A 19,349-nucleotide genomic window follows, 5' to 3' on the forward strand; every position below is an offset into this window, starting at 1 on the left:
CCGCCCCCTCCTCGTGCGTCAGGTCACTTCCAGGGCGGCGTGTCGACCACCTCGATGACCGCGGCGGACAGGTTGATGCCGGGGCCGACGCCCACCAGCAGCATGTGGTCTCCGGCGCCGAGCCGGCCCGAGTCCACCAGGTGCTCGAACGACATGACCTGGTCGCTGGCCCCCATGTGGCCGACGGTCCTGCCGAAGTCCCAGGTCGTCTGCTCGGGACGCAGGCCGAGCGCGGCGGTGCCGCGATCGTTGATGGCCTCCTGCGACATGTTCATGAAGGCGACGCGGGTGACGTCGGCGGCCGTGATCCCGGCTTCCGCCAGGCTCTGCTCGACCGAGAGGAGCATCGTCTGCTGCACCTTCAGCAGCGCGGCCGGGTCGCCCTGGCCCGCCATGATCTGCTCGCGGAAGCGCTGGCTCCTGGCGTGCAGGTCCATCGCGCGCCCCACGGTGACGCCGGGCGGGAACATCGGCTCGCCGGCGCGGTGCACCTCCTCCGCCTCGGGGACGGTGATCGAGCAGACCGACAGCAGCCGGGCGAAACCGGGCTCACGGGTGAGCAGCACGGCGCAGGCCGCGTCGCCCATCATCAGCCCGGGGCCCGGGTGCCACCGGTTGATCATCGGTGTGCCCCAGTTGTCCGAGGAGACCAGCAGCGCGGCTCGCCGCTGCTCGTCGGCCAGCAGGTAGCTGGCCCCCAGTTCGAACGCGCTGAACATGCCGTTGCAGCCGTGCTGCAGCTGCACGCTCAGCGGCCGGCCCCCGAGGAGGTGGCGCTGCAGGTGGTACTGGGGCTGCCAGCCATCAGGGCCCTGGTGCCAGGAGTTGGCGTAGAGCAGCAGGTCCACGTCGTCGGCCTGCCAGCCGCCGCGCTTGAGCGCGTGCTGGGCGGCCTGCAGGCCCATCTCCGGCGCCGGTACGTCACCGGCGATGGCCGCGCCGGTCCATCCCTGCACCCCGACCTGGTCGGCCGGGAAGAGCCCCTGCGCGACGGCCCAATCGATGCTCACCGAGTCGGGCAGGTATACACCGAGCCCCCTGATGAACACATCTGTTGTCCGCATGTCCTCTCCTTTGTCGGATTTAAACAAATATCGCGATAAACGCTGAATGGCCGCTAAAAGCGGCCCAAATGGTTTGGTACGGGCTTAGGACGCCTTCAGCGCTCGGCACGACAGTGGGAACAGTCGGGCGGAATGGCATTCGCCCACGCATATTCGGATGATCGAAAGAGCCCGGTATGGATTTCGACCTGACCGACACACAGACCAAGCGCTACGACGACATTCTCGGCGCGGTGACGAGCCGGTTCGCGCGCAGAACCCCGGACAGCCCCTTCTCCAGGGACGACTGGGAAACGGCCGCCGACCTCGGACTGACCGGCCTGTGCCTGCCCGCGGAACACGGCGGGTCCGGCCTCGGCGCGCTGGACACCGCGTTGTGCCTGGAGGCCTTCGGGCGCGGCTGCCCGGACACCGGACTGGTGTTCGGGGTGGCCGCGCACCTGCTGGCCTGCGCGGTGCCCGTACGCGACTTCGCCGGCGCGGAGGTGCGCGACCATCTGCTGTCCGGCCTGGCCGGCGGCACGATCCTGGCGGCCAACGCGATGACGGAGGACGACGCGGGCTCCGACGTGGGACGGCTGAGCGCCACCGCGGTCGCCGACGGCGATCACTACGTCATCGACGGCGTGAAGTCGTTCGCCAGCAACGCGCCCATGGCCGACCTGTTCGTCACCTACGCGGTGACCGACCCGGCCTCCGGGTTCCTCGGGGTCAGCGCTTTCGCGGTCCCCCGGGACCTGGTGGGGGTCTCGGTGGAGGGGCCGTTCCGCAAGATGGGCCTGCACGGCTGCGCGGCCGGGCGGGTGACCTTCTCGCGGTGCCGCGTGCCCGCCGCGTACCTGCTCGGCTACGAGGGGCAGGGCAGCGCCATCTTCCAGCACTCCATGGGCTGGGAGCGGGCCTGCCTGTTCGGGCTCTACCTGGGCGTGATGCAGAACCAGATCGAGCGGTGCGTCGAGCACGCGCGCGGCAGGAAGCAGTTCGGCCAGAGCATCAGCCGCTTCCAGGCCGTCTCCCACCGCCTGGCGACCATGAAGCAGCGCCTGGAAGCGGCCAGGCTGCTGCTCTACCGCGCCTGCTGGCTGCTGGACCAGGAGGACCGGGGGCGCGAGCACGTGCTGGCCGCCGCCCTGTCCAAGACGGCCGTCTCCGAGGCCGCCGTGGCCAACGGCCTCGACGCCGTGCAGATCTTCGGCGGCTCCGGATACCTGGTGGAGACCGGGATCGAGCAGCAGCTGCGGGACGCCGTACCAGGTGCGATCTTCTCCGGCACCACGGAGATCCAGAAGGAAGTCATCGCAAGGGAGGTCGGGTTGTGAACCTGCACCAGCTCGTCATCGACTCCGCCGCGCGATACCCCTTGCGGGTCGCCGTGGCGGGGCCCGAGGGGGCGCTGAGCTACGACGAGCTCGACCGGCGGGCCGACGCGCTGGCGCACCAGCTCGCCGCCCTCGGGGTCGTACGCGGTGACCGCGTGGTCATCTGGGCGGAGAAGTCCCCCTTCGTCATCGTGGCCATGCAGGCCGTGCTGCGGCTCGGGGCCGCGTACGTGCCGCTCGACGGCATGATGCCGATGCACAGGGCGGCCATGGTGGCCCGCGACTGCTCGGCCAGGGTCGTCTGCACCACCTTCGAGCGCCTGCCGCTGATCTCCGGCGAGCTCGGCCCCGCGTACCGGTGCCAGGACATCGCCATGGACCTGGCCGACCTGGAGGACGTGACGCCGGTCAACGCGGCGGTCGGCCCCGACGAGCCGGCCTACATCCTCTACACCTCCGGCTCGACCGGCCGCCCCAAGGGCGTGTGCCTGAGTCACCGCAACGCCCGCGCCTTCGTGGACTGGGCGGTCGCCGAGCTGGCGGCCGGCCCCGACGACAGGTTCGCCAACCACGCGCCGTTCACCTTCGATCTGTCGGTGCTCGACATCTACGCGCCGTTCGCGGCCGGCGGGTCGGTGCACCTGATCCCCAAGGAGATGGCGTACGCGCCCAGCCAGCTCGTGGAGTTCGTGCGGCGCACGGAGATCACCGTCTGGTACTCGGTGCCGTCGGCGCTGATCCTCATGATGCGCGACGGCGGGCTGCTCGACGAGCCCGCGCCCCGCTCGCTGCGCGCGCTGCTGTTCGCCGGCGAGCCGTTCCCCATCGCGCACGTGCGCAGGCTCGCGTCCTGGACCGGGGCGCGCCTGCTGAACCTGTACGGCCCCACCGAGACCAACGTCTGCACCTACCGCGAGGTCACCCCCGACGACCTGCTCCGCGAACGTCCCGTGCCCATCGGCGCCGCCTCCTGCGGCGACGTCGCGTGGGCCGTCAGGAGCGACGGCCTGATCGCGCGGCCGGGCGACGAGGGCGAGCTGCTCATCGAGGGCCCCACGGTCATGCTCGGCTACTGGGGCGGGGAGCCGGTCAGCGGCCCGTACAAGACCGGCGACATCGTACGGGTGCTGGACGACGGCTCCTTCGACTACGTCGGCCGGCGCGACCACATGGTGAAGGTCAGGGGACACCGGGTCGAGCTGGGCGAGATCGAGGCCGTGCTCGACGCGCATCCCGAGGTCGAGGACGCGGCGGTGGTCGTCACGGGAGAGGGCATGGGCTCCAGGCTCGTGGCCGTCATCATCCCGTCGCCCGGCGATGAGCCGGGGGTGCTGTCGATCAAGCGGCACTGCGGCCAGCGGCTGCCCCCTTACATGATCCCCGACGAGATCCGCTTCGCGGCGGAGCTGCCGAGAACCGCCAACGGAAAGGTCGACCGGACCCTGCTCACCCAGCGTCTGGCCGAGCGGCTGCATCAGGCCATGTGAGGTGCCCCCTGATCTGCGGGGCTTCAGTTCGAAAGGAAAGAACGTGCCAAAGGACGAGCTCACTCAGCGACTGATCTCCTTCATCAGGAAGCGTTTCCTCGATGGGGACCCGAAGAACGAGCTGGACGCATCGACGCCGTTACTGGAGTGGGGCGTCCTTGACTCGCTGAACACGGCCGTATTGATCAACTTCATCCGGGACGACCTGGGCGTCACCATCCCCGCCCAGCACATCAGCGGCAGGAACTTCGGTTGCGTCAACGGCATCTCCACGCTGGTGGCCGAGCTCAGTGAGGCGGCCTGACGTGGGCATCGACTATGACGTGGCCGTGATCGGCGGTGGCCCCGCCGGGGCGACCCTGGCCGCCTACCTGGCCAAGGCCGGCATCTCGGTGGTCGTTTTCGAGAGCGAGGTCTTCCCCCGGCCGCACGTCGGCGAGTCCCTCGTACCCGGGACCACGCCCGTGCTGCTGGAGACCGGCGCCATGGCGGAGGTCGAGAAGGCCGGCTTCCCCAAGAAGTACGGCGCCGCCTGGACCTCCGCCGAGACCAGGGACGTGCCGCACAACGGCTTCACCGGCCTGACGCACGACTTCAGGAACGCCGAGATCCTCTTCAACGAGCGCGAGCAGACCGGCGTGGACCGGGAGTTCACCTACCACGTGGACCGCGGCCAGTTCGACCTCATCCTGCTGAAGAACGCCGAGAGCCTCGGCGCCAAGGTGTACCAGGGCGTCAGGGTGCTCGGGGCCGACTTCGACGACCCGGAGTCGGTCAAGGTGCGCGTCCGGATGGGCTCGCAGGAGGTCGGCATCGACGTCGGCATGGTCGTCGACGCCTCGGGGCGGCAGACGCTGCTCGGCCGCCAGCTCAAGCTCAAGGTGGCCGACCCGGTCTTCAACCAGTACGCGCTGCACAGCTGGTTCGACGGGCTGGACCGGGCGTCGCTGGCCAACGATCCCGAGCTGACCGACTACATCTTCGTCCACTTCCTGCCCATCAAGGACAGCTGGGTCTGGCAGATCCCCATCACCGACACGATCACCAGCGTCGGGGTGGTGACGCAGAAGCACCGGCTGCGGGCCGCGGGGGACGACCGGGAGAAGTTCTTCTGGGACTGCGTGTCCAGCCGGCCCGATCTGAAGAAGGCGCTGGGCGAGTGCGAGCAGCTCCGCGAGCTCAAGACGGAGGGCGACTACAGCTACTCCATGAAGGAGCTGCGCGGTGACCGCTTCGTCATGGTCGGCGATGCCGCCAGGTTCGTCGACCCGATCTTCTCGAACGGGGTGAGCGTCGCGATGAACAGCGCGCGGATCGCCTCGTACGACATCATCGCGGCGCACGAGGCGGGGGACTTCTCCAGCCACCGCTTCGACACCTTCGACGCTAAGATCCGCCGCGGGGTGCGGAACTGGTACGAGTTCATCTCGATGTACTACCGGCTGAACATCCTGTTCACCGCCTTCGTCCAGGATCCTCGTTATCGGCTGGACGTGCTCAAGCTGCTCCAGGGCGACGTCTACGACGACGAGGAGCCGAAGGCGCTGGCGGCGATGCGGGAGATCGTGACGGCGGTCGAGAACGACCCGGACCACCTCTGGTACCCGTACCTGGGCACGCTCCGCGCCCAGTCCCCGAACTGACCCCGCACTCCGCTCTGGCCCTTCCCCCCGGGGAGGGGCCAGAGCCTTTTCACGGGCTACGGCCGCCCGCCCGCACCGGGCCTTGGGGACTTCGCGCCCGGGGGCCCGGCGGCGCGCCTGGGGCTCGGCGGCGGCCGGAAGGGCGAGCATGCGGCCCCTCCCGGCACGTGCACGCGCCCGAGAGGCCGCACGAGAGCGCGTCCCACCGATGGCGACCCGACCGGCGACGCCGGACCGTCCCGGCGACTGCGGGCCGGCAGGCGTGGGGGGCTGTGGAGCGGTGGGGACCGGCCGCAGGCGGGCGCGTGGCGGCCCGGCGATGGCGGCCCGGCAGGCGACGCCGGAGCGCCCCGGCGTTCGCGGGCCGGCAGGCGTGGGTGCGAGGCCGTGGCGTGGCTGGGGACCCCAGCCGCAGGCGGGCATGCGGTGCCTCGCAACGTGGCGGGCTCGCAACGTGGCGGGCTCGCAACGCGGCGGGCCGGGCGGCCGGCTGGGCGTGGGAAAGAGGCCCGCGCAGCAAGCAGTCCGGCGGGGTGGCCGCCGGACTGCGGTGAGGCGAAGGGCCGGGAGCCCGCGCGGCACCGGGTCACGGTGTCCGTCGCGGGCGGCGGCGGGTTCAGCGGGGGCTGCGGATCCGGAAGGACCGGACGGCGATGACCAGCACCACGGCGACGGTGCCGCACATCACGGCGAACCCCGTCCAAGGCGCCAGCAGCCCCGGATCATCGCGTACCGCCATGATCCGGGTCCCCGCCGTCAGCGGCCAGTACTTCTCCAGCCAGGCCGCCAGCCAGTCGGGCAGCGGCGCGCTCAGCGCGGGGATGGCCAGCGTCACCACCGCCAGCAGCGCGATCGTCCCGGCGGTCGAGCGCAGCAGCGAGCCCAGGGCGAGCGCGAGCAGCCCGAGCACCGCCAGGTACAGCCCGGCGGCGGCCACGGCCACGAGCACGCCGGGCTGGCCGATGTTCGCGGCGGGCGCACCCTGGGAGGCGATGGCCGCCTGCCCGGCGAAGAACGCGCCGAACGCCGCCACGTCCCCGAACACCAGCAGCACCGCCGCCACCACCACGGACTTCGCGGCGAAGAGCCGGCCGCGCCGGGGGACCGCCGCCAGGCTGGCCTGGATGGTGCCGGTCGTGTGCTCGGAGGTGACGACCAGCACGGCGACGGCCGCGAAGACGAGCTGGCCGAGCACGAAGCTGGTCAAACTGGTGGCGGTCGGGTCGAAGGCGGCCTTCTCCTCCGCGCTCACGGTGGCGAAGTTGCGCACCATGCCGTAGCTGATCACGGCCGAGAAGCCGATCGAGTAGACGAGGCAGCCCCCGAGCAGGTACCAGGTGGACGGGATGCTGCGCAGCTTCGTCCACTCGGCCCACACGGCGCCGAACAGCGCGCGCGTGCCGCCCACCTGGGCCGGTGCGGCCAGAGCCGGTGCGACGCTCATCGGTATTCGACCTCCTCACGGGTCAGCTCCATGAAGGCCTCCTCCAGGGAGACCTGACGGGGCGTCAGCTCGTACAGGACGATGTCGTTGGCCACGGCCACGCCGAAGATCTCGGCGCTGTCCAGGTCCGTCACCACCAGCGTCTCGCGCTCGCTCTCGGTCGTCCCCGCGCCGCGGTCCTTGAGCAGGGTGGCCAGCTCGGACGGGTTCGGCGTGCGGACGAGCACCGACGGCGTCGAGTGCTGCTTGATGAAGTCCGGCAGCGAGGTGTCGGCGATGAGCCGGCCCCGGCCGATGACGATGAGATGGTCGGCGGTGAGCGACATCTCGCTCATGAGGTGGCTGGAGATGAAGATCGTGCGCCCCTCGTCGGCCAGTGAGCGCAGCAGCGTGCGGATCCACACGATCCCCTCGGGGTCGAGCCCGTTGACCGGCTCGTCCAGCATGAGGATCGGCGGGTCGCCGAGCAGCGCGGCGGCGATGCCGAGCCGCTGCTCCATGCCGAGCGAGAACCCGCGGCTGCGCTTGCCCCCGACGCCCTCCAGCCCCACCGTCTCCAGCACCTCGCCGACCCGGCGCGCCGGTATCCCGTTGCTCCTGGCGAGCCAGAGCAGGTGGTCGCGGGCCTTCCTGGCCGGATGCACGGCCCTGGCGTCGAGCAGCGAGCCCACCTGCCGCATGGGCCTGGGCAGCTCGCTGTAGTGGCGCCCGGCCACCGTCGCGCTGCCCGAGGTGGGCCGGTCGATGCCGAGGATCGAGCGCATCGTCGTGGTCTTCCCCGCGCCGTTGGGGCCGAGGAAGCCGGTCACCGTGCCCGGGCGGACGGTGAACGTCAAGTCGTCCACGGCGACGACGTCGCCGAAGCGCTTGGTGAGATTCCTGATTTCAATCATTCGGCCCTCATCCGTTATCTGGGTGAACGGTCGGATTTCGACCATAGGCCGGGTGGCCGGGCGGCTCAAGGAATATCCGGGGGACTGGGGATTTTTAGGGGTTACCGGCCGGTCCGGCTTTTCCGCTAATGCGACGCGAGAGAAAAGAGGGGGCGCATGACGCGATAAGGGGGCGTAGGGGTTGGTCGCGATAGGGGTCTCAAGGGACATTCGAGGTGGAAAGCCCGCGAATTTAGGGGAGTAACCGATGACGACAGTCCTGGAAATCGACGCGAGAGTGCCTGCGCTGCGCCTGGCACGCCTGCTCGACGTGGGCACGCCAGAGCCGCTGCACCCCCACGACGACAGCGGCGTGCTGGCGGTGAAGGGAGAGATCGACGGCGCGACCGTCTACGCCTTCTGTACGGACGCCACCCTGATGGGCGGCGCGCTCGGGGCCCCGGGCGCCGAGCGGATCGTCCAGGCCATCGACGCGGCCGTGGCCGAAGGAGCCCCGGTCATCGGCCTGTGGCACTCCGGCGGCGCGCGGCTGGCCGACGGGGTCGAGTCGATGGACGGCGTGGGCCGCATGTTCGCGGCGATGACCCGGGCCTCCGGCGTGGTGCCGCAGATCTCCGTGATCCTCGGCCCGGCGGCGGGCGCGGCCGCCTACGGCCCCGCGCTGACGGACGTGATCATCATGACGGAGGCCGGCCGGGTCTTCGTGACGGGCCCGGACATCGTGCGCCAGGTCACCGGGGAGCAGATCGACATGGCCGGGCTCGGCGGCCCCGAGGCGCACGGTCCCAAGTCCGGCGTCTGCCACATCACCGTCCCCGACGAGGAGGACGCCTACGTCAAGGCCAGGAACCTGGCCACGCTCTTCGCCAAGCCCGGCGAGTTCAACCTGGCGGCGGCCCCCTACGTGGAGGGCATGCGCGAGCTCATCCCCGCCTCGCCCCGCCGCGCCTACAACATCAAGCCGCTGATCCACACGATCGTGGACGACTTCGAGGAGCTCCAGCCGCGCTGGGCCGCGAACCTCGTCATCGGCCTGGGCCGGCTGGCGGGCCGGACGGTCGGCGTCATGGCCAACAACCCGATCCGCAAGGGCGGCTGCCTCGACTCGCTGTCGGCGGAGAAGGCCTCCCGCTTCGTGCGGATGTGCGACTCGCTCGGCGTGCCCCTGGTCGTCCTGGTCGACGTGCCCGGCTACCTGCCCGGCGTCGGCCAGGAGTGGGACGGCATCGTCCGGCGCGGCGCCAAGCTGCTGCACGCCTTCGCGGAGTCCGTGGTGCCGCGCGTCACGCTCATCATCCGCAAGTCGTACGGCGGCGCGTACATCGCCATGAACTCCCGCTCGCTCGGCGCCACCAAGGTCTTCGCCTGGCCGGGCGCGGAGGTCGCGGTGATGGGCGCCGAGGCCGCGGTCGGCGTCCTGCACAGGAAGAAGCTGGCCGCGGTCCCCGAAGCCGAACGCCCCGCACTGCGCGCCCACCTCGTCGAGAAGCACCAGGAGATCGCCGGCGGCGTGGAGCGGGCCATGGCGATCGGGGTGGTCGACGAGGTCATCGTCCCCGCCACCACGCTCCATCGCCTCGCCGAGGCACTGTCCCGCGCGCCGATGGCCCGCGGGCGTCATTCCAACATCCCCTTGTAAGGAGACGGTCATGGTCAAGATCCTGCTCATGGGCGGTCCGCCCTACCTGCCCATCGACCTGCGCGTGCAGCGGGTCTCGAAGACGAAGGTCAAGGACACGTTCAAGCTCCCGTACGGCGCCGGGTACGAGCACTTCAGGCACCGCGGCGAGGAGACCCACCTGAACGGTGAGCTGATCCCGGTGATGGAGTGGTACCAGCGGACCTTCATCGCGGAATGAGCCGCTCACAAAGCCGAAGCCCCCTGCAGAGCCGAAGCCCCCTACCGAGCCGAAGCCCCCTATAGAGAGAGATCCTCCCACCCGCCCGTCGCGCGCATCGCGCGGCGGGCTTTGGCGGTCCTTAAGCCCGCGCGGTCACGCTTCGAGCTACGAGCCACCGGAACGCGCTCGGACGAGCGACCGATCAGGAGAGCACGATGCCGTTCGCCATTCCCGTACCGCCGATCCCCGCCCACCCCCTCATGCTGTTCCTGCTCCAGGTGGGCGTGCTGCTCATGCTGGCGGTGGCGCTCGGCCGGCTGGCCGCCCGCTTCGGGATGCCCGCCGTGGTCGGTGAGTTGTGCACCGGCGTGATCCTGGGCCCTTCCCTGCTCAGCCACGCGTGGCCGGAGCTGCAGCGGGGCCTGTTCCCGCCGGTGGCCGAGCAGTTCCACCTCCTCGACGGTGTCGGGCAGATCGGCGTGCTGCTGCTGGTCGGCATCACCGGGGTGCACCTGGACAGCGGGCTGGTCAGGCGGATGGGCGCGAAACCGGCCTGGGTGAGCTTCTTCGGCATGATCATCCCGTTCGGCCTCGGGATCGGGACGGGGCTGCTGCTGCCGCCCGCCCTGGTCGGCGGCCAGGTGGACTCGACCGTGTTCGCGCTGTTCCTCGGCGTCGCCATGTGCGTCAGCGCGATCCCGGTCATCGCCAAGGTCCTGTTCGACATGAACTTCATGCACCGCGAGATCGGCCAGATCACGCTGGCCGCGGGCATGGTGGACGACGCCTTCGGCTGGTTCATGCTCTCGGTCGTCTCCGCGATGGCCACCTCGCAGCTACGGGCGGGGTCGGTCGTGCTCTCGCTGGCCACCATGGGCGCGGTGGTCGCCGTGGCGATCGCGCTGGGCCGCCCGCTCACCCGGCGCGTCTACGAGATGGCGGACCGCTCGCCGGACACCTGGCTGCCGATCCCCATCACCGTGGTGCTCATCCTGCTGTGCGCGGCGGGCACGCACGCGCTGGGCATGGAGGCCATCTTCGGCGCGTTCCTGTGCGGCATCCTGATCTCCGGTCACGGCAAGGGCATCGTCACCAAGCTGGCGCCGCTGCGCACGATCGTGCTCGGCGTGTTCGCCCCGATCTTCTTCGCGACCGCCGGGCTGCGCATGGACCTGACCGCGCTCGGCCGCGGGGACGTGCTGGCGATGGCCGTGGTGGTGCTCGCCATCGCGATCGCAGGCAAGTTCGCCGGCGCCTACATCGGCGCCCGGGTGGCGCGCATGGGCCACTGGGAGGGGCTCGCGCTCGGCGCCGCCATGAACGCCCGCGGCGTGATCGAGGTCATCGTCGCCATGGCCGGGCTGCGGCTCGGCGTCCTGACCGTCGAGACGTACACGATCATCGTGCTCGTGGCGGTCATCACGTCACTGATGGCGCCGCCGCTGCTGCGCTGGGCGATGGCCCGCATCCAGCACACCCCGCTGGAGGAGGAACGGTTGCCGGCCACCGCCGGGGCCGGCTCCGGAGCGCTCCCGATGATGTGAGCTCGCCGCCCCCGTATGTCTCGCGCCGCCGCAGGTCACAGGCCTGCGGCGGTTCCATGTGGGGGGCGATAAAAGGCCGATGGTGAACGAATAGGGGCGAAGGTCACTCTGTCAGCAGATGGAGTGTGTCCGCTCCGGCGGGCCCAGCAGATTGGCTTCGATCCCATGAGCATCAGCGTGCAAGCTCTCGATGGCATTCACGGCAGGTCGGTCGTCGGCATGCGCGTGGGCCTGGAAAAGCACGAGGACGGCGTCTGGTCCGTCGTGGCCAAGGCCAAGACGGATGGGACCGGCGGAATCGGCGCATGGGACACGCAGCATCTGACCCGCGGGCTGTACCGCATCGTCTTCGACAGCGACTACTACTTCGTGGGCCTGGGGCTGAGTGCCCCCTATCCCGAGATCAACGTGCTGTTCCGGATAAGAGATGACCTCGACGCGTACCGGATCCAAGTCCTGATCTCCCCGTACTCCTATTCGATCTTCTGCGGCTCGCAGGACTGACGAGAAGGGCGTGAGCCTGATGGTTTTGATTGAGAGAGACGAAGCACTGGATGTCCTGCACGAGCAGCTCGCGGGCGCGCTGTCGGGCCGCGGCCGGGTGGCGATGGTGAGCGGCGCGGTGGGCGTCGGCAAGAGCGCCTTGCTGGAGGCCGTGGCCGAGCAGGCCATCGAGCGCGGCGCGCTGGCCGTGACCGCGACCGGTTCGCCGCTGGAGCGCGATCTGCGGCTCGGCGTGATCGGGCAGCTCATCCAGGACGCCCCGCTGATGGCCGCCGAGCTGGAGCTGGCCCTGGCGATGCTGGCGGAAGGGGCCGCGGCGGCCGGCCGTGGCGCCGACGTCGACGCGCAGCTCGTGCACGCCCTGTGCACCGTGCTGCTGCAGCTGTCCGAGCGCTGCCCGCTGGTGCTCATCATCGACGACGTCCACTTCGCCGACCGCGAGTCCATGATCTGCCTGGCCTACCTCGCGCGGCGGGTGCGTTTCGCGCGGATCAGCGCCGTGTTCAGCACGGTCGACCACGGCGCGGGGAGCGAGGGCCTGCTGGAGGCGGAGCTGCTGCGCCAGCAGCACTGCCGCCGCGTCCACCTGGCCCCGCTGTCCGAGAGCGGCGCCACCGCGATGGCCGTGGACGCGGTCGGGCTCACCGCCGCCGAGCGGTTCGGGGGCGGCTGGCACGCCGCCACCGGCGGCAACCCGCTGCTGATCACCGCGCTCGTCCAGGACTACCAGGCGCAGCAGCGGGCCCGCGGCGGCGAGCCGCCCGAGGAGCTGGTCCCTGAAGGCTGGTACGGCAGAGCCGTCCTCGCCTGCCTGACCCGCGGCGAGCACCGCATGCTGCCCGCCGCCCGCGGCCTGGCCGCGCTCGGCACCGCCGAGCAGCTCGACCGGCTGGTGGGCGAGACGCCCGAGGACGTGGCCGGCGGGCTGCTGGCCCTGGCGGGCGCCGGGCTGGTCGTGGACGGCCGGTTCAGGACCGAGGCCGCCGGCGCCGCGGTGCTGGCCGGGATGACCGACGAGGACCGGATGGGCCTGCACCACAAGGCGGCCGTGCTCGCCTACGAGCGCGGCGCCCAGCCCGCCGACGTCGCCGCCCACCTGCTGCGCGCCGACCGGGTGGACGCCCCGTGGGTCGTGCCCGTGCTGGAGGACGCGGCCAGGCACGCCCTGCGCGAGGGAAGCGTCGAGCGCGCCGTGTCGTACCTGCGCCTGGCCTGGACCGAGTGCGCGGACGAGCGCGAGCGAACCAAGATCACCACGATGCTGATCAGGGCGGAGTGGCGCATCAACCCTGCCGCCCCCGCCGTCAGGCTCACGCAGCTCACCGACGCCCTGCGGCGCGGCTGGCTGCGTGGCAGCGACGCGGCGGTGCTCGCCCGCGCCCTGCTCTGGCACGGCCGCGCGGAAGAGGCCGAGGAAGTGCTCCAGCACGTGCTGCGCGACGCCGAGAGCGATCCGGAGACCGCCGCCGAGCTGCTCATCATCGTGCCGTGGCTGCGCGTCACCCACCCGGGCGTGCGCCTGCCCGCCCCGCCCGACGTGGAGGTGCGCTCGGTCGCGGCGGCCCGGCGGCTCAAGACCACCCGCTCGCTGGTCCGCGTCCTCACCGAACGACCGGGAGAGCAGGCGCTGGCCGTCGAGCCGATCCTGCGCGGCTGCCACCTGGACGAGATGTCGATGGAGACCGTGGAGAACGCGCTGCTCGCCCTGACCTTCAGCGAGCGGCCCGACCTGGCGGCGCCCTGGTGCGACGCGTTCATCCAGGAGGCCTCCACCAGGAACGCGCCCAGCCGCCGGGCCAGGCTGGCCGCCATCCGCGCCGAGATCGCCGTCCGCCAGGGCGACATGCCCGCCGCGATCGCCCACGCCCGCGCCGCCCTGGCCGCCATCCCGCTCACGAGCTGGGGCGTCACCGCCGGCGGCCCGCTCGGCAGCCTCATGCTGGCGGCCACCGCGACCGGCGCGTACGACCTCGTGCATGAGCAGCTCGACCAGGTGGTGCTGGACTCGATGTTCGACACCAGGTACGGCCTGGCCTACCTGCACGCCCGCGGCCGCTACAGCCTGGCGACCGGCCACCCGGCGCTGGCCCTGCGCGACCTGCTGCGCTGCGGCGAGCTGATGGAGAGCTGGGAGATGGACGCGCCGGGGCTGATCCCCTGGCGGGCCGAGGCCGCGGCGGCGTGCCTGCTCATGGGCGACGTGGACGAGAGCGCGCGGCTCGTCGGCGAGCAGCTCAAGCGCTGCACCCCCGAGACGCCCAGGGCGCACGGGATGGCGATGCGCGTGCTGGCCGGGCTCAGCGAGCTGCGCCACCGGCCCATGCTGCTGCGCCGCGCGGCCGACCTGCTGCGGCAGGCGGGCGACGACTACGAGCTGGCGCGGGTGCTGGTCGACCTCGCGGACGCCTTCCACGAGCTGGGCGAGTTCCGGCGCTCGGGCATGATCGCGGCCTGGGCGCGTTCGGTGGCCAGCCGCTGCCAGGCCGAGCCGCTGCTGGCGGCCCTGTCCAGCGGTGAGAGCTCCGGCGGGCGGCACAGCAGGGGCACGGGCGTCCACGGCCGCTCGGCCGAGCTGCTGAGCGAGGCCGAGCAGCGGGTGGCGGTGCTGGCCGCGACCGGCCACACCAACCAGGAGATCGCGGCCAAGCTGTATCTCACGGTGAGCACGGTCGAGCAGCATCTGACGCGGACGTACCGGAAACTGGGGATCTCGCGGCGCACCGAGCTGCCCGCCACCCTCGACCTGACGCCCCCGCGCAGCGGAGATCCGGGCGTGGCCGGAGTGCATTAAGGGCCGTCCACCAGGGCGCGGCAGGGCCGGAACCAGGCCATGACAGGGGCGGGAGCAGGGCAATCGCCCTGCTCCCGCCCCTTGACCGATAAGTAGAAAATAAAACTCACAGTCCACATTGAGTGTCTTTTTAGCTATATGTGGATCCTTGCTGTTTCTCCCGGCAGCGCTCAGCATGAATAGGCAGAGGGGCGCGTCAGGCGGCCGCTGCGCTAGGGGATGCTCCGGTGGACTTCTTCGTGCTCGGACTCCTTGAGGCGGTTCTCGACGGCAGGCTCGTCAAGCTCGGCGGCGTCAGGGAGCAGACGATTCTGGCCATGCTGCTGCTGGAGCCGGCCAGGACGGCCGGCATGGCCCGGCTCGTGGAGTCGCTCTATGGGGACTCGCCGCCGCCGACGGCGCGCTCGCAGGTGCAGATCTGCGTCTCGGCGCTGCGGCGGCTGTTCGCCGCGCACGGGCTCCAGGGCCTCATCTCCACCCAGTCCCAGCGCTACACGCTGCAGGTGCCGTACGAGCAGATCGACGCCTACCGTTTCCAGCGGCTGCTGGAGCAGGCCAGGCAGGCCCGCGACTCGGGCCGCAGGAACGAGGCGATCAGGCACTACCGCGCCGGGCTCGCCCTCTGGCGGGGTCCCGCGCTGGAAGGCATCGACAGCAGGCTGGTCCAGTCGATGGCGGGCCGGCTGGCCGAGGACCGCGTCACCGGCAACGAGGAGTGCATCGAGCAGGAGCTGGCGCTCGGCCGCCACCACAGGCTGGTCGGCGAGCTGACCGCGCTCACGGCCGAGCATCCGCTGCGCGAGCGGCTGCGCGGCCAGCTCATGTTGTCGCTCTACCGGTCCGGGCGGCGGGCCGAGGCGCTGGAGGTCTTCGAGAACACCAAGAAGGTGATGCTCGACGAGCTCGGCCTGGAGCCCAACGCCTCGCTCCAGCAGCTCGAACGCCAGATCCTGGGCCGCGACCCGGCACTCGAGCCGCGCCAGACGGCGACGGTGACCCCGGCCGCCAGGGTGCCCGGCGCCCCCATGATGCTGCCCACCGACGTCGCCGACTTCACCGGGCGCGAGGGCGAGGTCGAGACGATCAGGGAGCTGCTGCTGCTCGGCACGGGCGGCACCACCCGCGCGGTGCCGATCATCGTGCTCGTCGGCAACCCCGGCATCGGCAAGACGACCATCGCGGTGCACGTCTCGCACAGCGTCGCCGCCCAGTTCCCTGACGGCCGGCTCTTCGCGGACCTGCACGGCGGCGTGTCCCAGCCGGTGGGCCCGATGCAGGTGCTCGAACGGTTCCTGCGCGTCATGGGCGTGCCAGGCGACGCGCTGCCCGCCACCCTGGACGAGCGCGCGGAGACGTACCGGGCGCTGCTGTGCGCGGGCAGGACGCTGGTGCTGCTGGACGACGTGCACAGCGAGAACGAGGTCCTGCCCATGCTGCCGGGCAGCTCCGACTCCGCCGTCATCGTCACCAGCCGCAGCCGTCTGGCCGGGCTCCCCGGCGCCATCCACGTCTCGCTGGGCACGTTCAAGCTGGAGCAGTCGGTCGAGCTGCTGGCCAAGATCATCGGCGCGGAGCGGGCGGCCGCGGAGCCGGCGGCCGTGGAGGAGCTGGCCACGCTGTGCGGCCGGCTCCCGCTGGCGCTGCGCATCGCCGGCGTACGCCTGGCCGCCCGCCCCCACTGGACCATCGGCCAGCTCGTGGACCGGCTGCGCGACGAGACGAGAAGGCTGGACGAGCTCAAGCACGGCGAGATGGGCATCAGGGCCAGCATCTCGCTCACCTACGAGACCGTCGGCGAGGAGGCGCGCCGGCTGTTCAGGCGGCTGGCGATCCTGGACACCCAGCTCTTCTCCGCCTGGGTCGCCGCCGCGCTGCTCGACCGGCCGCTGGCCGAGGCTCTGGACCTGCTCGACGACCTCATCGACGCCCAGCTCGTGGAGAGCGTGGGCGACGGCAGGGGCGCGCAGAGCCAGTACCGCTTCCACGACCTCATCCGCGTCTTCGCCCGCGAGCACCTGGCCGCGGAGGAGCCGCCGGCCGAGCGGCGGGCGGCGCTGGCCAGGGTGCTCGGCGGGCTGCTGTCGCTGGCCGACGCCGCGCACCGGCGCAAGCACGGCGGCCACTCCGTCCACATCCGCAGCAGGGCGCTGCGCTGGCAGCTCCCCGAAGGGCTGGCCGACCAGCTCGTGGCCGCGCCCATGTCCTGGTACGAGCGCGAGCGCGCCCCCTTGGTCACCGGCATCAGGCAGGCGGCCCAGGCGGGCTTCGCCGACCTGTGCTGGGGGCTGGCGATCAGCGCGGTGACGCTCTTCGAGTCGAGCGTCTACCTCGACGACTGGCGTGAGACCCACCAGATCGCCCTGGAGGTGACCCGGCAGGCCGACGACAAGCTCGGTCAGGCCGCCATGCTCTACTCGACCGGCTCGCTCCACCTCACCGAGCAGCGCTTCGACGACGCCCGCGCGTCCTTCGAGTCGGCGGTGCGGCTGTTCGAGGAGGTGGGCGACGAGCAGGGCACGGCGCTGGTCATCCGCAACCTCGGCGTCGTCGACCGGCTGACCGGCCGGCTGGACGACGCCGTGCTCCGCCACGAGCGGGCGCTGGAGCTCTTCCGCGGGCTCGGCGAGCCGATCGCCATCGCGTACGTGCTCAACGACCTGGCCGAGCTCAAGCTGGAGGCGGGCGACTTCGCCGCGGCCAGAAGCCTGCTGGCCGAGGCGCTGCGGCTGAGCGCGGCGGGCGGCAACCGGCGGATGCAGGCCCAGGTGCTGCACCGGCTGGGCCACGCCCACCTCAGGGCGGCCGAGCCGGCTCGCGCGGTGCGCAGCTTCGAGGAGTCCCTGGCCATCGTGCGCGACATCGGCGACGTCGTCGGGGAGAGCTACGCCCGGTACGGCATCGGCGTCGCGCTCCTGCGCACCGGCGACCCGGCCGCGGCGGGCCAGGCGTTGCGCGGCGCGCTCTCCCTGGCCGGCGTCGCCCACGCGCGCCACGCCGAGGCCCGCATCCTGGTCGGCCTGGGCGAGCTGGCGATGCGCGCGGGCCGCCCGCGCGAGGCCGTGCGCCCCCTGACGCAGGCGCTGGCCCACTTCCGGATGATGGACGTGCCGATGCACGAGGCGCGGGCCCTGCTCATGCTCAGCGGCGCGCACCGGGCGCAGGGGGAGGAGCAGCCGGCCCGCGACGCGCTCGACGCGGCGATGTCGCTCGCCGGGAAACTCGACCCCTGGCTCGGGGACCGGCCGACCGCTCAAATCGAGGACATGCTCGGCGCGGGCAACCCCTATTTCCCTTAACCCAGGTCCGCGTCCTTTTCTGGTCGACCGGCGCTTGCCTACGCTTTTGGTGAGCACCACGACCAAGGAGAATTCGTGATCAAAGACATTCTGCCGCCTTCGGTCGTCGCCGCGGACACGTTGGCGGATATCTACGAGGAAGCGTTGTTCCCGGAGGAGGAAGCGCTCATCGAACGGTCCGTCGAGAAACGCCGGAGGGAATTCACCACCGCTCGGGCGTGCGCGCGAAAGGCACTCGGCCTGCTCGGCAGGCAGCCCGCGCCGATCCTGCCCGGCGCCCGCGGCGAGCCGCTGTGGCCATCGGGCGTCGTCGGCAGCATCACGCACTGCACGGGATATCGCGGCGTGGTGCTCGGCGAGTCGCCCTGGGTCACCACGATCGGCATCGACGCCGAGCCCGACGAGGAGCTGCCCTACGGCGTGCTGGAGGCCATCGCCCTGCCCGCCGAGACGGCGCAGGTGGATCGGCTGCGGGCGGCCGATCCGGACGTGAGCTGGGACAGGCTGCTGTTCAGCATCAAGGAGTCGGTCTACAAGGCGTGGTTCCCGCTGACGCAGTGCTGGCTCGGCTTCGACAACGCGCTGATCGTCATCGACCCGGCGGGCACGTTCTCCGCGCGGCTGCTGGTCCCCGGCGCGATGGTCGACGGGCGGCCGCTCAGGAGGTTCGCCGGGCGCTGGCAGGCCAAGCACGGGCTGCTGCTGACCTCGATCGTCCTGGAGCCCGCGCGCGAGAAGGCCGCCCCGGCGCGCGGCCTGACCGCGCCGCTCCGCCGGATCGGCTCATCGCCAGCAGGCCACCCAGTGGCCGGCGCCGAGCAGGTCGGCCGCGAAATTGACGGCCGCGTCAGGTGACTTGCCGCGTACGGCGTCGCTGTAGCGCAGCAGCTCCCACGCCAGCGCCCACGCGCCGGCCCTGGTGCGCGGCGGGCGCCGGACGACGAACTCCGCCGTGCAGTCGGTCATGGCCACCAGCTCGGCGCCGAAGCGCCGGTACCAGTCGCGCAGCAGCGCGGTGTGCGCCACCGGCTCCGGATAGCGGTTCCAGCCGCCGTAGCTGAGCAGCCCAGGCACCTGCCAGCCCGACTCGACGGGCATCAGCGCCAGGTACACCTGGCTCTCACCGGGGAGCAGGCCGCCGGGGGCCGACGCCGGGCGGGCCACCCGCTCCGTACGGCCGAACTCGGGCCACACCACGTTCGCCGGCCGCGCGTCCGGCTCGTCGCCGGGGCTCAGCCCGTTCGCCCGTGCCAGGACCTCTTTCAGCGGCATCGCGATGTCCGGCAGCGTCCAGTGGTATTCGAGCTGGGTCGGGAGCGCCGCGTCGATCAGCATCGGCCAGTGCTGCGTGAGCGCGCGGGTCGCGAGGACCATGCGCAGCCGCTCGGCGACCGGGATGCCGGACAGCGGCACTCCCGTGATCTCGACCCCCATAGGGGTGCGGAACAATGGCCGCGCGTCGGCGAGCTCGGGTGCCAGGAGGCGCTCCTGCACAAGAGACATCGACTCATCCCCGCCCTTCC

15 protein-coding genes are annotated in these 19,349 nt (G+C 71.5%); 11 read left to right on the plus strand and 4 right to left on the minus strand.

The features are described 5' to 3' along the window. Window positions 1–23: 23 nt before the first annotated feature. Window positions 24–1,064 (minus strand): ketoacyl-ACP synthase III family protein, encoded by a 1,041-nt coding sequence (locus tag ABEA43_RS26975; protein ID WP_345566027.1) that lies wholly within the window; start codon window positions 1,062–1,064, stop codon window positions 24–26. A 176-nt stretch (window positions 1,065–1,240) separates the two neighbouring features. Here ABEA43_RS26975 and ABEA43_RS26980 point away from each other — a divergent pair, with 176 nt between their 5' ends. Genes ABEA43_RS26980 through ABEA43_RS26995 form a run of 4 tightly spaced genes read left to right on the plus strand, consistent with a single transcriptional unit; the run spans window position 1,241 to window position 5,513 of the window. Then, the gene (locus ABEA43_RS26980) at window positions 1,241–2,383 is read left to right on the plus strand and encodes an acyl-CoA dehydrogenase family protein (protein WP_345566028.1); all 1,143 of its coding nucleotides are present in this window, start codon (window positions 1,241–1,243) and stop codon (window positions 2,381–2,383) included. Then, a complete protein-coding gene (locus ABEA43_RS26985; RefSeq protein WP_345566029.1) occupies window positions 2,380–3,870 on the plus strand; it encodes an amino acid adenylation domain-containing protein in 1,491 nt (496 codons plus the stop codon). The genes ABEA43_RS26980 and ABEA43_RS26985 overlap by 4 nt, the downstream gene beginning before the upstream one ends. Before the next feature lie 43 nt (window positions 3,871–3,913). Then, window positions 3,914–4,174 (plus strand): acyl carrier protein, encoded by a 261-nt coding sequence (locus ABEA43_RS26990; RefSeq protein WP_345566030.1) that lies wholly within the window; start codon window positions 3,914–3,916, stop codon window positions 4,172–4,174. Window position 4,175: 1 nt separating this feature from the next. Further along, window positions 4,176–5,513, plus strand: coding sequence for an NAD(P)/FAD-dependent oxidoreductase (locus ABEA43_RS26995; protein WP_345566031.1), 1,338 nt, complete (start codon window positions 4,176–4,178; stop codon window positions 5,511–5,513). Window positions 5,514–6,129: 616 nt separating this feature from the next. Here ABEA43_RS26995 and ABEA43_RS27000 read toward each other — a convergent pair. Then, entirely contained in the window at window positions 6,130–6,957 is an 828-nt protein-coding gene (locus tag ABEA43_RS27000; RefSeq protein ID WP_345566032.1) for an ABC transporter permease, read from the minus strand. Beyond that, complete coding sequence (locus ABEA43_RS27005; protein WP_345566033.1) at window positions 6,954–7,850, minus strand: ABC transporter ATP-binding protein; 897 nt, start codon at window positions 7,848–7,850, stop codon at window positions 6,954–6,956. The genes ABEA43_RS27000 and ABEA43_RS27005 overlap by 4 nt, the downstream gene beginning before the upstream one ends. A 247-nt stretch (window positions 7,851–8,097) precedes the next feature. Here ABEA43_RS27005 and ABEA43_RS27010 point away from each other — a divergent pair, with 247 nt between their 5' ends. From ABEA43_RS27010 to ABEA43_RS27040, 7 genes are all read left to right on the plus strand, one after another. Then, window positions 8,098–9,489 (plus strand): acyl-CoA carboxylase subunit beta, encoded by a 1,392-nt coding sequence (locus tag ABEA43_RS27010; RefSeq protein ID WP_345566034.1) that lies wholly within the window; start codon window positions 8,098–8,100, stop codon window positions 9,487–9,489. A gap of 10 nt (window positions 9,490–9,499) precedes the next feature. Further along, entirely contained in the window at window positions 9,500–9,709 is a 210-nt protein-coding gene (locus ABEA43_RS27015) for a DUF5988 family protein (RefSeq protein ID WP_345566035.1), read from the plus strand. Between the two features lie 197 nt (window positions 9,710–9,906). Next, window positions 9,907–11,235 (plus strand): cation:proton antiporter, encoded by a 1,329-nt coding sequence (locus tag ABEA43_RS27020; protein ID WP_345566036.1) that lies wholly within the window; start codon window positions 9,907–9,909, stop codon window positions 11,233–11,235. Between the two features lie 165 nt (window positions 11,236–11,400). Further along, on the plus strand, window positions 11,401–11,739 hold the full coding sequence (locus ABEA43_RS27025; RefSeq protein ID WP_345566037.1) for a hydroxyisourate hydrolase: 339 nt from the start codon (window positions 11,401–11,403) through the stop codon (window positions 11,737–11,739). A 19-nt stretch (window positions 11,740–11,758) separates the two neighbouring features. Further along, window positions 11,759–14,530 (plus strand): helix-turn-helix transcriptional regulator, encoded by a 2,772-nt coding sequence (locus tag ABEA43_RS27030; RefSeq protein ID WP_345566038.1) that lies wholly within the window; start codon window positions 11,759–11,761, stop codon window positions 14,528–14,530. A gap of 227 nt (window positions 14,531–14,757) precedes the next feature. Further along, window positions 14,758–17,826, plus strand: a complete 3,069-nt coding sequence (locus tag ABEA43_RS27035) for an AfsR/SARP family transcriptional regulator (protein WP_345566039.1) — start codon at window positions 14,758–14,760, stop codon at window positions 17,824–17,826. Window positions 17,827–17,901: 75 nt separating this feature from the next. Beyond that, on the plus strand, window positions 17,902–18,681 hold the full coding sequence (locus tag ABEA43_RS27040) for a 4'-phosphopantetheinyl transferase family protein (protein WP_345566040.1): 780 nt from the start codon (window positions 17,902–17,904) through the stop codon (window positions 18,679–18,681). Here the strand turns inward: ABEA43_RS27040 and ABEA43_RS27045 are convergent. Further along, a complete protein-coding gene (locus ABEA43_RS27045) occupies window positions 18,610–19,329 on the minus strand; it encodes a DUF4253 domain-containing protein (protein WP_345566041.1) in 720 nt (239 codons plus the stop codon). The two genes, ABEA43_RS27040 and ABEA43_RS27045, sit on opposite strands and share 72 nt — an antisense overlap. Window positions 19,330–19,349 lie beyond the last annotated feature (20 nt).

It is taken from the genome of Nonomuraea rosea (genome assembly GCF_039539705.1).
In the GTDB taxonomy this organism is placed as follows: Bacteria; Actinomycetota; Actinomycetes; order Streptosporangiales; family Streptosporangiaceae; genus Nonomuraea; species Nonomuraea rosea.

Coding starts and splice junctions, on each gene's coding strand:
- ABEA43_RS26975 (WP_345566027.1), bottom strand. CDS start 1,064: ATGCGGACAACAGATGTGTTCATCAGGGGGCTCGGTGTATACCTGCCC.
- ABEA43_RS26980 (WP_345566028.1), top strand. CDS start 1,241: ATGGATTTCGACCTGACCGACACACAGACCAAGCGCTACGACGACATT.
- ABEA43_RS27000 (WP_345566032.1), bottom strand. CDS start 6,957: ATGAGCGTCGCACCGGCTCTGGCCGCACCGGCCCAGGTGGGCGGCACG.
- ABEA43_RS27005 (WP_345566033.1), bottom strand. CDS start 7,850: ATGATTGAAATCAGGAATCTCACCAAGCGCTTCGGCGACGTCGTCGCC.
- ABEA43_RS27010 (WP_345566034.1), top strand. CDS start 8,098: ATGACGACAGTCCTGGAAATCGACGCGAGAGTGCCTGCGCTGCGCCTG.
- ABEA43_RS27015 (WP_345566035.1), top strand. CDS start 9,500: ATGGTCAAGATCCTGCTCATGGGCGGTCCGCCCTACCTGCCCATCGAC.
- ABEA43_RS27020 (WP_345566036.1), top strand. CDS start 9,907: ATGCCGTTCGCCATTCCCGTACCGCCGATCCCCGCCCACCCCCTCATG.
- ABEA43_RS27025 (WP_345566037.1), top strand. CDS start 11,401: ATGAGCATCAGCGTGCAAGCTCTCGATGGCATTCACGGCAGGTCGGTC.
- ABEA43_RS27030 (WP_345566038.1), top strand. CDS start 11,759: ATGGTTTTGATTGAGAGAGACGAAGCACTGGATGTCCTGCACGAGCAG.
- ABEA43_RS27045 (WP_345566041.1), bottom strand. CDS start 19,329: ATGTCTCTTGTGCAGGAGCGCCTCCTGGCACCCGAGCTCGCCGACGCG.